This is a genomic window from Nocardia amikacinitolerans NBRC 108937 (assembly GCF_001612615.1).
Classification (GTDB): Bacteria; Actinomycetota; Actinomycetes; order Mycobacteriales; family Mycobacteriaceae; genus Nocardia; species Nocardia amikacinitolerans.
The window spans coordinates 65,321-79,787 of sequence record NZ_BDAU01000002.1 but is presented as its reverse complement, the minus strand read 5'-3'; the positions used below and the strand labels follow the sequence as shown (position 1 = coordinate 79,787).

General features: G+C 68.5%; 14 protein-coding genes. 7 read left to right on the top strand and 7 right to left on the bottom strand.

The window, feature by feature from the left end:
* Window positions 1-20 precede the first annotated feature (20 nt).
* From NAM01S_RS02590 to NAM01S_RS02580, 3 genes are read right to left on the bottom strand one after another with little or no spacing between them, the layout of a single operon-like run.
* On the bottom strand, window positions 21-1,703 hold the full coding sequence (locus NAM01S_RS02590; RefSeq protein WP_253798121.1) for an ABC transporter permease: 1,683 nt from the start codon (window positions 1,701-1,703) through the stop codon (window positions 21-23).
* Window positions 1,700-2,632 carry an ABC transporter ATP-binding protein gene (locus tag NAM01S_RS02585; RefSeq protein ID WP_067778601.1) on the bottom strand — a complete coding sequence of 311 codons (933 nt, stop codon included), beginning with the start codon at window positions 2,630-2,632 and terminating at the stop codon, window positions 1,700-1,702. Before NAM01S_RS02585 ends, NAM01S_RS02590 begins: the two co-directional genes overlap by 4 nt.
* Window positions 2,629-3,285 (bottom strand): TetR/AcrR family transcriptional regulator, encoded by a 657-nt coding sequence (locus NAM01S_RS02580; RefSeq protein WP_067778596.1) that lies wholly within the window; start codon window positions 3,283-3,285, stop codon window positions 2,629-2,631. Before NAM01S_RS02580 ends, NAM01S_RS02585 begins: the two co-directional genes overlap by 4 nt.
* A gap of 86 nt (window positions 3,286-3,371) precedes the next feature.
* Here NAM01S_RS02580 and NAM01S_RS02575 point away from each other — a divergent pair, with 86 nt between their 5' ends.
* Window positions 3,372-5,306: an acyl-CoA dehydrogenase family protein gene (locus NAM01S_RS02575; RefSeq protein ID WP_067778987.1), complete on the top strand. Its 1,935-nt coding sequence runs from the start codon at window positions 3,372-3,374 to the stop codon at window positions 5,304-5,306.
* Here the strand turns inward: NAM01S_RS02575 and NAM01S_RS02570 are convergent.
* From NAM01S_RS02570 to NAM01S_RS02555, 4 genes are all read right to left on the bottom strand, one after another.
* Window positions 5,291-5,944, bottom strand: a complete 654-nt coding sequence (locus NAM01S_RS02570) for a phosphatase PAP2 family protein (protein ID WP_067778594.1) — start codon at window positions 5,942-5,944, stop codon at window positions 5,291-5,293. The genes NAM01S_RS02575 and NAM01S_RS02570 overlap by 16 nt on opposite strands.
* Before the next feature lie 55 nt (window positions 5,945-5,999).
* On the bottom strand, window positions 6,000-6,890 hold the full coding sequence (locus tag NAM01S_RS02565; protein WP_067778586.1) for a nuclease-related domain-containing protein: 891 nt from the start codon (window positions 6,888-6,890) through the stop codon (window positions 6,000-6,002).
* Window positions 6,891-7,000: 110 nt separating this feature from the next.
* A complete protein-coding gene (locus NAM01S_RS02560; protein WP_067778578.1) occupies window positions 7,001-8,392 on the bottom strand; it encodes a DUF2252 domain-containing protein in 1,392 nt (463 codons plus the stop codon).
* A gap of 45 nt (window positions 8,393-8,437) precedes the next feature.
* A complete protein-coding gene (locus tag NAM01S_RS02555; protein WP_067778575.1) occupies window positions 8,438-10,132 on the bottom strand; it encodes a GMC oxidoreductase in 1,695 nt (564 codons plus the stop codon).
* 128 nt (window positions 10,133-10,260) lie between these two features.
* Here NAM01S_RS02555 and NAM01S_RS02550 point away from each other — a divergent pair, with 128 nt between their 5' ends.
* From NAM01S_RS02550 to NAM01S_RS02525, 6 genes are all read left to right on the top strand, one after another.
* Window positions 10,261-10,902, top strand: coding sequence for a CDP-alcohol phosphatidyltransferase family protein (locus NAM01S_RS02550; protein WP_372509776.1), 642 nt, complete (start codon window positions 10,261-10,263; stop codon window positions 10,900-10,902).
* A 42-nt stretch (window positions 10,903-10,944) separates the two neighbouring features.
* Window positions 10,945-11,343: a glycine cleavage system protein GcvH gene (gene gcvH, locus NAM01S_RS02545; RefSeq protein ID WP_067778573.1), complete on the top strand. Its 399-nt coding sequence runs from the start codon at window positions 10,945-10,947 to the stop codon at window positions 11,341-11,343.
* A gap of 164 nt (window positions 11,344-11,507) precedes the next feature.
* Complete coding sequence (gene odhI / locus NAM01S_RS02540; RefSeq protein WP_067778571.1) at window positions 11,508-11,993, top strand: oxoglutarate dehydrogenase inhibitor Odhl; 486 nt, start codon at window positions 11,508-11,510, stop codon at window positions 11,991-11,993.
* A 70-nt stretch (window positions 11,994-12,063) separates the two neighbouring features.
* A complete protein-coding gene (ftsR, locus tag NAM01S_RS02535) occupies window positions 12,064-12,867 on the top strand; it encodes a transcriptional regulator FtsR (protein WP_157107563.1) in 804 nt (267 codons plus the stop codon).
* A gap of 224 nt (window positions 12,868-13,091) precedes the next feature.
* On the top strand, window positions 13,092-13,565 hold the full coding sequence (locus NAM01S_RS02530; RefSeq protein WP_067778565.1) for a bifunctional nuclease family protein: 474 nt from the start codon (window positions 13,092-13,094) through the stop codon (window positions 13,563-13,565).
* Between the two features lie 202 nt (window positions 13,566-13,767).
* On the top strand, window positions 13,768-14,361 hold the full coding sequence (locus NAM01S_RS02525; RefSeq protein ID WP_067778562.1) for a MerR family transcriptional regulator: 594 nt from the start codon (window positions 13,768-13,770) through the stop codon (window positions 14,359-14,361).
* Window positions 14,362-14,467 lie beyond the last annotated feature (106 nt).

Here is a 14,467-nt window from a genome sequence, read left to right as displayed (position 1 = left end):
GCGGCGGCGCGGAGGGAGGCTCAGCGCAGGTCGCGGCGGCGGTAGGCCGCGACGCCGACGGCGAGCAGGGCCGCGGCGATGCCGAGCAGCCACAGGATCGGCGTCGCCTCGAAGGCAGCGCCCGGCAGCTTCGGCGGGTGCACGAACGGCACCAGGTCGACCACCCACTGCGGCAGACCGTCCAGCGAGCCGACGAAGAAGATCACGATCATCCCGCTGAGCACGCCCCAGGCGACCGGCGTGTAGCGCGGCGCGAGCCCGAAGATCGCGATCGTGATGCCGGTGACGACCCACACCGCGGGCGCCTGCACCGCTGCGGCGGCCAGCGACTCCGGCAGCTTCTCGCCGAGCTCGCCGGTGCTGAGACCGTAGACGACGCCGATCGCGAGCCCGGCGGTGAGCAGGGCGATCGCGGGTCCGGCGAGCGCGAAACCGATGTGGCTCAACGCGTATCGTGTCCGGCCAACGGCGGCCGCCAACGTGGCCTCGGCCCGTTGACTGGACTCCTCGTCGTGTAAGCGCAGCGCCGCCGAGATCGAATAGGCGCCCGCCGCCGCGGCCAGCATGGTGATCGCGTAGGCGATGAACGACTCCTCCAGGCTCTCCGAACCACCCATGCGGGTGACCAGATCGGTGATGGTGCCGCTGTCGTCGAGCATGTCGCCGACGCTGTTCACCGCGCCGCCGATCAGCAGTCCGTAGAGGCCGAAACCCACGGTCCAGGCCAGCAGCGTGCCGCGTTGTAGCCGCCAGGCCAGCGCGACCGGCCCGGCGAATCCCGGCGCGGCGGCGGCCGGACCCGGACGCTCGGCGAGCAGGCCCGACCCGGTGTCGCGTGAGGCGAGCAGGGCGTAGGCGGCGCCCGTCGCCAGGACGGCGACCGTGGCCAGCGGCAGCAGCACCCACCAGCGCTCGTCGGCGTAGGGCCGGATCTGCAGGGACCAGCCGATCGGGGAGAGCCAGGACAGCACGCCGTTGCCCGCGTCGCCGACCGCGCGCAGCGCGAACGCCGCGCCGAGCGCCGCGAACGCCACGCCTCGTGCGACCCGCGCGCCGGCGCTGACCTGAGCGGCGACCGCCGCGATGGCGCCCCACACGATGCCGGAGGCGGCCAGCGCCGCGCCGAATGCCAGCGAACCCGCCGCGGGCAGATCCGTCGCGTACAGCGAAGCGGCGCAGGCGATTCCGGCGACGAGCGCGCCGCCGAAGGTCATGATCAGCGCCGCGGTCAGTCCGGCGAAGCGGCCGATGCTGGTGGCGCCGACCAGCTCCGCGCGGCCGGTCTCCTCCTCGACCCTGGTGTGCCGGATGACGGTCAGGATGGTCGCGATCGCGATCATCGTGTACATCGCCCCGGCCTTCCAGGTGCCGATCGAGCCCAGCTCGGTGCTGAACACCGGCCCGTACATGGCGATCAGCGCCGGACTGTCCGCGGTGGTCCGCGCGAAATCGTCGATCTGGGCCTGGGTGGTGTACAGATCCTTGATGCTCACCACCTGGAAGGCGGGCATCAACCCGATCAGCAGCGACCACAGCGGCAGCACGATTCGGTCACGGCGCAGGAACAGGCGCAGCAGCTGTCCGGTACCCGCGAAATCGGCGGATTCACCGAAAAGCGTTGCGGCAGGGACCCGGTGGGCGGCAGCGGGCCCACCCGTCGCCCGACCGCCACCCCTCAACGAATCGCTTCGCGATGCTGTCATGACCGCACCTTCTCCCCGAGCTTCGCCGCGGCCTCGGAGTCCTTGCCGTCGACGTGGTAGTGCCGCATGAACAGTTCCTCGAGGGTGGGCGGCGCACTGGTGAGGCTGCGCACGCCCGCGTCGCCGAGCACCCGGATCAGTTCGCCGAGGTGCTCGCTGTCCACCTGGCAGCGCAACGTCGACCCGTCGCGCTCGATGTCCTCGACACCCGCGATCTTGCTGAGATCGCCTGGGTCGCCGAGCAATTCGGCGGTGATGGCGGTATGCGAGAGGTGGCGCAGCTCGGCCAGCGAACCGCTCTCCACGGTCCGGCCCGCCCGGATGATGGTCACCCGGTCGCACAGCACCTCGACCTCGGACAGGATGTGGCTGGACAACAGCACCGTCGCACCGCGCTGCTGTGCTTCGTGCACGCACTCGCGAAACACCTGTTCCATCAACGGATCCAGACCGGAGGTCGGCTCGTCGAGCAGCAGCAGCCGCACGTCGGAGGCGAGCGCGGAGATCAGCGCGACCTTCTGCCGGTTGCCCCTGGAGTAGGTGCGCGCCTTCTTGCGGGGGTCCAGGTCGAAGCGTTCGATCAGCTCGGCGCGGCGTTCGGCGTTGATACCGCCGCGCATCCTGGCAAGCAGGTCGATGGTCTCGCCGCCGGACAGCGACGGCCACAGCGTGACATCGCCTGGTACGTAAGCCAATTCGCGGTGCAGGGCGACCGCGTCGGTCCACGGGTCGCGATCGAACAGCCGGACGCGGCCGGAGGTGGCGCGCAGGATGCCGAGCAGAACCCGGATGGTGGTGGATTTGCCCGCGCCGTTGGGGCCGAGAAAGCCGTGGATTTCGCCCTCGCCGACCGCGAGGTTCAGCCCGTCCAGGGCGGTGACGTGTCCGAAGGTCTTTCGCAGATCTTCGATTTCGATGACCTGGGTCATCTGTGCTCCTTAATGACAGTGTCCATCAGGGTGGTGTCGGTGAGCAGGCCCTGGGTGTAGAGCTCGAGGGCCGGTGGGGTGAGTTCTTCGGTGATGGCGCGGATCGCCTTGCGGAAGTCGATCTTCTCGCCGTCGCGGTAGTGCAATTGGACCCACAGCAGGACGGCGCCGATATTGAGCGTCATCAGGTAGCGGGCGCGGGCCTTGTGATCGCGACTCGGCTTGATGGTTCCCGCGTCGACCCCCTGCCGCATGTAGACCTCGGCGTCGGCGACCATGTGCTCGAACAGCGACTCGGCCATCGGTCCACCCGCTTGCAGGCTGCGCACCATGTAGGCGACGAGCGGTCCGTACAACTCGATCTCGGCCAAGGCGGCGAGCATGCCGGATGCGGCATTCGGCGCCGTGACGGCCTTGACCTTCTCGTCTCTGATCAGTTCCAGCACCCGGTCGTCGCATGCGGCGCGCAGGCCGTTCTTGGAACCGAAGTGATGATTGACGAGACCGGGGGAGACGCCTGCCGCCGCGGCGATGGCGCGGACTCCCACCTGGAATCCCTGCTCGCCGAAGACTTCGATCGCGGCGTCTCTGATACGGGCCGCGGTGGTCAGATCAGCGGCGGATCCTTGCGATACGGGCTGTTGCTTGAACACATGTTCAGTATATTAAACGGCCGTTCAATCGAGGGCAAGAGTTTTGGCTCGAGACCGGGTGGTACGTGGCGACTATGGTCGAAGTCATGGCAACCGGCAGCAGCTCTACGACGGCAGGACACCTTCGTGCGGCACTCGACGGACCGTGGGGTTCCGTCCGCGAGGAGGCCCGAACCCAACTGGCCGGACAGGAATTCACCGGCGATCCCTACCTCGACTACAAGGCGGCGCGCGCCCGCGTGCTCGACCAGATGCGGGTCATCGCGACCCTTGGCTACGCCGAGCGCGGATTCCGCAGGGAGAACGGCGGAACCAGCGAACCGGGCGCGGCCGTCACCGGGTTGGAGATGCTCGCCTACGCCGACCTCTCGCTGTGGGTGAAGGCGGGCGTGCAGTGGGGCCTGTTCGGCGGCGCGGTCGAGAATCTCGGCACCGAACGCCACCGCGACTACATCCGCAGGCTGATCTCGCTCGACCTGCTCGGCTGCTTCGCGATGACCGAGTCAGGGCACGGCAGCGACGTCGCCAACATCGAGACCACCGCCACCTACGATCCCGACACCCAGGAATTCGTGGTGCACAGTCCGACACCCTCGGCGCGCAAGGACTACATCGGCGGCGCCGCCGAGCACGCTCGGATGGCCGCGGTCTTCGCCCAGCTCATCACCAACGGGGAGAACCAGGGCGTGCACTGCCTGCTGGTGCCGATCCGCGACGAGCAGGGAGCCGACCTGCCCGGCGTCACCACCTCCGACGACGGCCTCAAAGGCGGTCTGCTCGGTGTCGACAACGGCCGCATCGTCTTCGACCACGTCCGCGTCCCGCGCGAGAACCTGCTCAACCGCTACGCCGACGTCGCGCCCGACGGCACCTACAGCTCGGAGATCGAGAACCCGAGCCGCCGCTTCTTCACCACCCTCGGCACGTTGGTGCGCGGGCGGGTCAGCGTGGGCGGCGCCGCGGCCGCCGGCGCGCGGGTCGCACTGAGCATCGCGCTGCGATACGCCCTGAAGCGCAGGCAGTTCTCCGATCCGGACACCGGCGAGGAGACGGTGCTGCTGGACTACCGCAGTCACCAGCGCAGGCTGCTGCCGCTGCTCGCGAAGTCCTACGCCTACGCCTTCGCGCAGAACGACCTGGTGCGCCGCATGCATTTGGTGCAGACCGGTCAGGACCTGGAGCCGAACGCGCAGCGTGCGCTGGAGAAGCGCGCCGCGGGCCTCAAGGTCGCCCAGACCAGGCACGCCACCCGCGCCATCCAGGAGTGCCGCGAAGCCTGCGGCGGTGCGGGGTATCTCACCGAGAACCGCCTGGTGACGCTGAAGGGCGACACCGACGTATTCACTACCTTCGAGGGTGACAACATAGTCCTCACTCAGTTGGTCGCTAAGGAACTGCTGACCGCCTACGCGGACGAGATCCGGGATCTGGACGCGCTCGGCTGGGTGCGCTTCGCGGCCACCATGGCGGGCGACGTGGTGCGCAAGCGTTCCGGCGTGCGCCAGCTGATCCAGACGCTGCGCGACCGCGGCGACGACGGCGTGGACGAGGGCGATCTGTCCCGGCGCGCGGTGCAGCTGCAGCTGTTCGCCGACCGCGAGGACTACCTGGTGCGCACCGCCGCGCACCGGCTGCGCGCGCGGGCGGAGGAGACCGGTCCCTTCGAGGCGTTCAACAATGCCCAGGACCACATCCTGGCCGCGGGCACCGCGCACATCGACCGGCTGGTGCTGGAGGCCTTCATCGAAGGCATCGGCGACATCGAGGATCCGGAGGCCAAGGCGCTCGCCGACCTGGTGTGCGATCTGTTCGTCTACACCATGCTCGAGGAGAACTCGGCCTGGTTCATCATGCACCGGTTCATGTCGGTGGAGCGGGCGAAAGCGGTCCGCCGCGGCGTGAACGAGCTGGTCGACCGGCTGCGCCCGCACGCGCTGACGCTGGTCGAGGGGATGGGCGTGCCGGAGAACATGTTGCGCGCCGCGCTGCTCGACGACGCCAGCGTCTACGAGCGGAGCTGATCGGAGGCGGTGCGGTCCGCCCCGCGCGCGTCGTCTGAGACGGCGCGCGCGAGCGGATCGGTGATCGCGCACAGGGCGATCACCATCGCGACGGCCGCGGACGCACCGCCGAGCACGTCCGTGGCGAGGTGGTAGTCGAGTCCGATCATGCCGACCGCCACCCCGCCGAGCGCGACGACGGTCACCACCGCGACCGTGCGCCGGGCCCCTGTCGAATCCGTCAGCAGGACGAACGTGGCCGCGATCGCGACCAAGTGCACGGTGTGCCCGCTGGGGTAGGCCAGATAGTCGTGCAGCGGACGGTCCCACAGCGGTTTCAGCACGAAGGTGTTGATCGCGACGGCCACTTCCGGAACCACGAACATCGTTGCGGCGCGCCACCATTCGCGGCGATAGGCGAACCACGCGGTCGCGGCGCAGAGCAGCGGAAGCAGGATGTAGGCGTTGCTCGGCACGACGAGGACGTGGTAGACGCCGCGATACCCGTCCAGCGTCGCGCGGACCGGTTCCTCGACCGCCCGATCGAGATCGGTGCGGCCACCGTCCGCCGGGAACGACAGCGGGATCGTCAGGGCGATCACCGCGCACAGCACGCCGGTGTACGCGCGCACCGCGCCGGAGATTCGCCGTTCGTCCATCACCCGTCGACGATAGCGGGGGTGCGATCACCCGCCCGCGGTCGATGAGCTCGGCTCAGCCGGGTCCATAGGTCAGGATCGCGGTGATCACGAACCACAGCACCCACGCGAAAGCGGCGACCATGCCGACCGTGAGCACCGCCCGCATCAGGGCGCGGCCCATGTCGATGTCGCCGCGCTCGGTCGGGTAGAGCTTCCACGGGCTGTACCACGGCGCCTCGAAGGCGGGCTTCTGCGCGTCGCGCTCCAGCTGGGCGAGCTCCTCGGCGTAGGCCTCGGCCTGCGCCTGCTGCGGGCCGCCGTGCCACAGGGTGATGTCGATGGGGCCGAGAAAGCCCTCGTTGAGCAGATCCTGCGGGGCGGGCAGATAGGGCAGGATGCCGAGGCCGCGGAAGGCGACCGCGACGTCGTTGGCGGTCCACAGGTGCTTCTCGCTGTCGGCGAGGGTGTCGAAGTAGTGCCGCAGCCTGCCGGGGTCGTTGCCCAGGATGACGTCGAAACTCGGGTCGCTCCAAGCCTGTTGGATCTGTAGCTCGGCCCCGCGCAGCGGCACAACCAGCGCGACGCCGTGCACCGCGCGCTGCCCGAGGCCGCGGGCGGACAGCCAGTCCTGCAGCGCGAAGGTGTGCTCCCTGGACTTCTCCAGCGGAGTGCGCCGGTCGCGCCCTTCCATCGCGGCGGTCTCGCCGTTGATGGTCCACGGTCCGTTGAGCGGGATCTCGAGCACGCCGTCCTGGCGGGCGACGAGCGCTTCGGCCTCGATCACCACGCAGCTCGTCGGCGTCCAGACGACGGCGTCGAACTGATGCAGCCGGTCCTTGTGGAACAGGCTGCAATTGATGGTGGCGACGCCGTGCGGGCTGGCCGGGTCCTTCCAGGTGCGCAGCCAATCGATCAGCGCCCGTTCGGCATTCGTGCCAGCCGGGTTCTGTACTCGTACGAGCATTCGCGACCGCCCTTCACGTCGTCACTCGACAGTGGACAGGATACGAGCAATGGCGCGGGGCACGCCGCGCCGACGGTGACACCCGGCGTGTTGGACGCGTGCGCCACCGGTCATTCGGGAATCTCCGCGGCGAGTTCGCCCGCCTTGACCGCGCGTTCGAGCTCGGCGTGATCGGCCTCGGTACGATCGGCGTAGCGGACCGCGAAGGCAGCGACCGCGTCCTCGAAGCGCTCGTCGCCGTCCAGATAACCCGAGAGCAAGCGCGGGTCGAGCGAGCGCGAATGCGCGCGGGCCAGCAGCGCGCCCGCCAGCCTGCCGTAATCGTCCAGGTCGCCCGAGGAGAGCCCGGCCGGATCGATGCTGCCCTTGAGATTGCGGAACTGCCGGACGATGAAGGGCAGCTTCTTGCCGCCCAGCTCCAGCGTCGTCCAGCCGAGCAGGATGTCGCTCTCGGACTGAACCAGCCTGGCGCCCTGGACGATTCGCTTGCCCTCGTGCCGCACCGGCGGCGCGGGCAGGTACGGCGCGAGCGCGGACGGGATGGACTGCTTGAGCTGAAGCACCAGCACCTCGCCGTCGTTGCCGTGCAGCAGCGCGACGTAGCTGTGCAACCCGACGCTTCCGGTGCCGACGATGCGAAAAGCGACGTCGGACACCGCGAATCGGGCGAGCAGATTGCGCCGCGACTCGCGCAGGGTGTCGCCGTAGCGTTCGAGTCCGTCGATGACGGCTTGCTCAACGACGTCCTCCACGGCGGTGAGAACCGGTGGGTCGCTGACGAATCGGTGCTTGCTGATGCCGGTCTCGTGATCGTCGAGGTGCCGCGTCCATTTGGCCGCGACCTTGGCGCTGGTGTTCTTGCGCGCCTTCTTGGCGGCCTTCTTGAAGTCGTCGATCAGGTCGTCGGCCTTGGCCTTGGCGATCACCGATTCGTCGGGCAGGGCGGACCAGGACTCCATGAACGGCTGCTCGGCGAGTGTGTCGACGGCGAGCCGGTAGGCGCGGGCGGCGTCGCGCGCGGCCGTGCGGCAGTCGTCCTCGTCGGCGCCCGACTCGCGCCCGGCCAGCACCAGGCTGGCGGCGAGGCGCTCCAGATCCCACTCCCACGGTCCGGCGATGGTCTCGTCGAAATCGTTGATGTCCATGATGATCTCGCCGCGGGCGGTGCCGTAGAGGCCGAAGTTCGCGGCGTGCGCGTCACCGCACAGCTGCGCGTCGAGCCCGCTGACGGGTCCGCCCGCCAGATCCGCGGCCATCAACCCGGCCGCGCCGCGGTAGAACGTGAACGGTCCGGACATCATGCGCCCCACCCGCAGCGGCACCAGGTGCGCGAGCCGGTCCGCGTGCGCGGCGCGCAGGAACTCCAGCACGTCCGGTCGCCGCTCGCCGACGGCCGCGCGGTCGCGCGCCGTCACCGGAACGCGCTCGCGCAGGGCGCGCCCCTTCGCCCGCACCTCCTCGGCGGGGACGTAGGAGCGCAGATCGATACCACTGTCGGACACAACCGATCACGCTATCCTGCCGCAGGCGATTCCGGCGCATCGTCCTCAGCTCGCGGGGACCGGGGGATCGACCTGCGTGATCGGCAGCCGCAGCGCGCCGGGTGCCGCGGCGGGCACGGCGGGCCGGACCGGCGCCACCGGATCGATGCGCCGATAGGGCTCACCGAGCGCGGGGCGCGGATCGGCCTGCCCCTTGTTCGGCCAGAACGCCATGGCTCGCTCGGCCTGGGCGGTGATGGTCAGCGACGGGTTCACGCCGAGATTCGCGGTGACCGCCGACCCGTCCGCGACGTGCAGGCCCGGATGTCCGAACACCCGCTGGTACGGGTCGACCACCCCGGTCTCGGCGCTCTCGCCGATGACGCAGCCGCCGATGTAGTGCGCGGTGGCGGGGATGTCGAAGACGTCCATGATCAGGCCGTGGGTGTCGCCGTCCACCTTGTCAGCGAAGCGGCGGCCGACCTCGTGCGCGAGCGGTATCCAGGTCGGGTTCGGCTCACCCGTGCCCTGCCTGGTCTTGAGCTGGCCGCGCTTGCGGAACGAGGTCAGCGAGTTGTCCAGCGACTGCATCACCAGCAGGATCACCGACTTCTCCGAGGCGTGCCTGGCGTTGAGGCTGCGCAGGAACACCAACGGGTGCACCAGGATCGCCAGCAGGAACCGCAGGAAGCGGAACGCGCCGCCGTCCACGATCGGCACCGACATGGGGAACAGCGCGTTCTGGCCCTTGCCGTAGTGGCAGACCTCGATGTGCGTGTCGGCTTCCGGGTGGATGGAGGAGGTGATCGCGATGCCCTCGGCGAAGTCGCGTCGCGAGCGGCTCACCACATTGAGGATCGCCTCGGAGTTGCTGCGGGTCAGTTCGCCGAGCCGCGGCGAGAGCGCGGGCAGGATCTGCTCGTCGCGCATCCGGTGCAGCAGCTTCTGGGTGCCGAGCGCGGCGCCGGCGAACACCACCTGCTCGGCGGTGAAGGTCTTGCGCTGCTTGCGAATCCAGCGATCCGAGCGCTCGGTCCGCACCGCGTAGCCGCCGCCGGACAGCGGGCGCACCGCGGTCGCGGTGGTCAGCGGATGGACCTCGGCGCCCGCCTGTTCGGCCAGGTACAGGTAGTTGGTCGTGGTGGTGTTCTTGGCGTTGTGCGGGCAGCCGGTGAAGCACCGCGCGCAGTGCACGCAGCCGCGGCGGCGCGGGCCCGCCCCGCCGAAGTAGGGGTCGTCGACCTCGGCGCCCGGGTCGGACTCGTTGAAGAAGACGCCGACATTCGTGGCGTGGAAGGTGTCGCCGACGCCGAGATCGTCGGCGATCTCCCTGATCACCTCGTCGGCGGGGGTCATGCGCGGGTTGGGCGCCACGCCGAGCATGCGCTTGGCCTGGTCGTAGTAGGGCGCCAGCTCGGCTTTCCAGTCGGTGATGTGCGCCCACTGCCGGTCGGTGTAGAAGTTCGGCAGCGGCTCGTAGAGGGTGTTGCCGTAGATGAGCGAGCCGCCGCCGACGCCCGCACCCGAGAACACCGCGCACTTGCCGAGGATGCTGATCCGCTGCGGTCCGGTGAGACCGAGGCGCGGGGCCCAAAGTGATTTCCGCACGTTCCAATTCGTGTTCGGCAGGTCGTCGGCCGTCCAGCGCCGCCCTGCCTCCAGCACGCCCACCCGGTATCCCTTCTCGGTCAGCCGCAGGGCGCTCACGCTGCCGCCGAACCCGGAACCGATCACTACCACGTCGTAGTCGAATGCGGGCATGACATCCTCTCCTCACCTGTCGATGATGAGATATTTTCATACTCATTCTTTCAGGGTGGGCGTTGTGGCGTAATCCCACGGCGAGCCCGGATGGCGGTCCGCGGGGTTCGTGCGGTAAGCACAGGCGTGTGACAACGGAATCGGGGACCACCGAACCCGGCGAGCGCGCCGACACCGGCGGCGGAGTGTTCGACGACCGCATCCTCACCGTCCCGAACGTGCTGAGCGTGCTGCGGTTGATCGGCGTCCCGCTGTTCCTGTGGCTGCTGCTCGTCGAAGAGGCCGACGGCTGGGCCTTCGCGCTGCTCGTCGCAAGCGGCGTCACCGATTTCCTGGACGGCAAGCTGGCCAGGCTGCTCGATCAGGGCTCGCGCCTCGGCGCGCTGCTCGACCCGTTCGTCGACCGGCTGTTCCTGGTGACCACCTTGCTGGCCTTCGTGATCCGCGGTCTGCTTCCGTGGTGGGTCGCGCTGCTGCTAGTCGGCCGCGACCTGGTGCTCACCCTGACGCTCTCGGTGTACAAACGGCGCGATCTGGACCCGCCCGAGGTCATCTATCTGGGCAAGGCGGCCACCTTCGCGCTCATGTCCGCGCTGCCCTGGTTGCTTGCCGGACAGATGGATTGGGCGCTGGACGGTTTCGGCCGGGCCTTCGGTGGGGCCTTCCTGGTCTGGGGCACGGCGGTGTATCTGTGGACCGGCGTGCTCTACGCGGGCAAGGCCATTGCTGTGGCGCGAGCGATACCGGCTGTGGGGCACCGTCACCCATAGCGGATAAGGTTGCGTGCAACGTTCACTACGAAAGGACGCCAAGTGCCACTGACCCCGGAGGATCTGCGGTACACCGAAGAACACGAGTGGGTGCGCCGGGTCGCCCCGAATCGGGTGCGGGTCGGCATCACGGACTACGCGCAGTCGCAGCTCGGTGACGTCGTGTTCGTGCAGCTGCCCGACGCGGACCGGGAGGCGAGTGCGGGCGAGGGCATCGCGGAGGTCGAATCGACCAAGAGCGTGTCGGACATCTACGCGCCGCTTGCCGCGAAAGTCGTTGCGGTGAACGAAGAACTCACCGCGGAGCCGGAGCTGCTGAACACCGATCCGTACGGTGCGGGGTGGCTGTTCGAGCTGGAGGTCGAGGACGCTTCCGGACTCGATGTCACGCTGGCCGAACTGCTGGATGCGGCAGGTTATCAAGGAGTTATCGGGGCCTGACGCGGCCTTCCGAGTTCTACCTGCACGGGCACGCCCCGGCAGGGTACGGTCAAAGCCATCAGATGTACCGGCCCTCGAGGCCGGTGTTCTAGCGACACGACAGGTCGTGTCGGCGAAGCATCACCTGCTTGCATGGATAATCAGGTTCGAGGAGGAGAGAAACGGTGAGCGAGAACAAAGACCCGGGTTACCAGGAGACCGCGGCCGAGACGACGTCGGTCTTCCGCGCGGATTTCCTGAACGAGGTCGACGCGTCGCGCGCCGCTGAGCAGACCGGCGAACAGCCGGTTCAAGGGGTCGAGGGCCTGCCGGTCGGCGCGGCCCTCCTGGTCGTCAAGCGTGGACCGAACGCTGGATCGCGGTTCCTTCTGGATCAGCCGACTACTTCGGCGGGTCGTCACCCCGACAGTGACATCTTTCTCGACGACGTCACCGTCAGCCGTCGGCACGCCGAGTTCCGGCAGGACGACGACACCTTCCAGGTGGTGGATGTGGGCAGCCTGAACGGCACCTACGTGAACCGGGAACCGGTGGACTCCTCGGAGCTGCAGAACGGCGACGAGGTTCAGATCGGCAAGTTCCGGCTCGTGTTCCTGACCGGACCGCGCGCCTCCGTGAACGAGCCGTCAGCGGGTGCGGGCAGTCTATGAGCACGACGGCGCCGATGTGTGTGAAAGGCACGGCGCTGTGACGGGCGCGGCGCAGTGGGCGCGCGGAGGGATGTCGATCGGCTCCGTTCTCGACCTGCTGCGACCCGACTTCCCGGATATCACCATCTCGAAGATCAGGTTCCTCGAAGCCGAGGGCCTGATCCGGCCGGAGCGCACGCCGTCCGGCTACCGCAGGTTCTCGGTCGCGGACTGTGAACGGCTCAGGTTCGTCCTGACCGCGCAACGCGATCAGTACCTGCCGCTGAAGGTGATCAAGGAGCAACTCGAAGCGATCGACAGCGGGGCGGCCACGCTCGGTGTGCGGGAAGCCCGCGCCCGAGCGCATTCCGGCCGTCCGGGCGGTGCGGAGTCGGGGCCGGTCACGGCCGCCGATTCCGGAGCCGCGGGCGCGCAGGCCGGCCGTGCCGCGCGTGCGGCCGCGCCGCGCCGATTGGGCGTGGTGCCCGGCGAGGTCTCGCCGGACGAGTTGCGCTTCGATCACGAAATCCGGCTCACCCGAGCCGATCTGCTGGAGCAGGCCGAGATCGACGAGAGATTCCTCAACGATCTGATCCGGGCCAACCTGATCTCGCCGGGCGCCGCCGGATTCTTCGACGGCGAGGCGGTGACGTTGGCCAGAACCGCCCGCGCCATGGCCGAATTCGGTCTGGAGGCACGGCATCTGCGCGCCTTCAAACTGGCCGCGGACCGTGAGGCGGCGCTGCTCGCCCAGATCGCCGCGCCGATCGCGAAGAGCCGCGACGCGGGGGCACGAGCAAGGGCCGAGGAAACCGTGCGCGAACTCGCGGCACTGTCGCTGACGCTGCACACCTGCCTGGTGAAAGCCTCGGTACGCAACTCTCTCGGAAGCTGACCTCCGCGCCTGTATTCCACCCCGGCAACACGCCGATTTCGGCTGTGCACACCGATCGCAGCACCGCTGTGGGTTCGCCTAGACTCGTGGTACGGCGAGCTCTGCAGCGGTCAGGTCGGGCGGCCGGCGAATATGGGAGGCAGTGCTATGAGCGAGCGCAGCGTGCGAATCATGTCACAGCGTGCTTCGCGCATGCCGGATCCGAGTGTTAGCGAGGCTTAGGCATGAGTGAAATGCGCGTGATCGGCATCCGCGTCGAGCAGCCACAGAACCAGCCCGTGTTGCTGCTGCGCGAGGTGTCCGGGGATCGGTACCTGCCGATCTGGATCGGCCAGGCCGAGGCGACCGCCATCGTGCTGGAGCAAGAGGGGGTGACCCCCATCCGCCCGCTGACCCACGATCTGATCAAGATCTTGATCACCGAGCTCGGGCACACCCTCAAGGAAGTTCGGATCGTGGATCTGCAGGAGGGCACCTTCTACGCGGATCTCGTCTTCGACAACGAGCTACGCATCTCGGCCCGTCCGTCCGACTCGGTCGCCATCGCCTTGCGGGTCGGTTGCCCGATCCACGCCGAGGAGTCGGTGCTCGAGGAGGCCGGGCTGGTGATGCCCGACGAGCGCGAGGACGAGGTGGAGAAGTTCAAGGAGTTCCTCGAGTCGGTGTCGCCGGACGACTTCAAGGCCACCGACAGCTGAAGGGTTCGCCGAAATCTTCTAGACCTCAACTACAGCTGAAGACTTTTACCGCGCGTCGCGTTTGGTCCGACGATGTCGCTCCCGAGACAATCAACGGGAGTAATCTCGATAGTTGGGCCACGTCCGGAATGACGGGTTGTTGGTCATCACCGGAGCCGGGCCATCGATGAGGCTAGGCGTCTGCGGAGCAAGGGAGTGGTCAGTGGCAGAGCAATCGCAGGATGTGCGGCGGCCGGACGTCCGTCCGACCGAGGGCTCAGAGGTTCAGCCCGGCCTGTTCCCGGATGACTCCGTACCCGATGAACTAGTCGGTTACCGTGTGCCGAGCGCGTGCCAGGTCGCTGGAATCACCTACCGGCAGCTCGACTACTGGGCGCGGACCGGGCTTGTGGTGCCGTCCATTCGCAGCGCGGCGGGTTCGGGCAGTCAGCGGCTGTACTCGTTCAAGGACATCCTCGTCCTCAAGATCGTGAAGCGGCTGCTGGACGCGGGGATCTCGCTGCAGAACATCCGCATCGCCGTGGATCATCTGCGTAGCCGCGGTGTCCAGGATCTGGCGGGCATCACCCTGTTCTCCGACGGCACCTCGGTGTACGAGTGCACCTCGCCCGAGGAGGTCGTCGATTTACTGCAGGGTGGGCAGGGCGTCTTCGGTATCGCGGTCAGCGGCGCCATGCGCGAGCTGACCGGCGCCATCGCCAATTTCCCCGCGGAACGCGCCAGCAGCGCGACCGAGCGTCCGGAGGACGAGCTGGCGTTCCGGCGCAAGGCGCGGATGAACAGAGCTACCGGCTGACACCGGCGAATCGAGGCCACCGTCTCCCGCGAGGGACGGTGGCCTTTCTCGGCGTGCGCGCGGAGTGACGAGGGCGACACCGGGGCGGAGGCATCGTTTCGCGCGG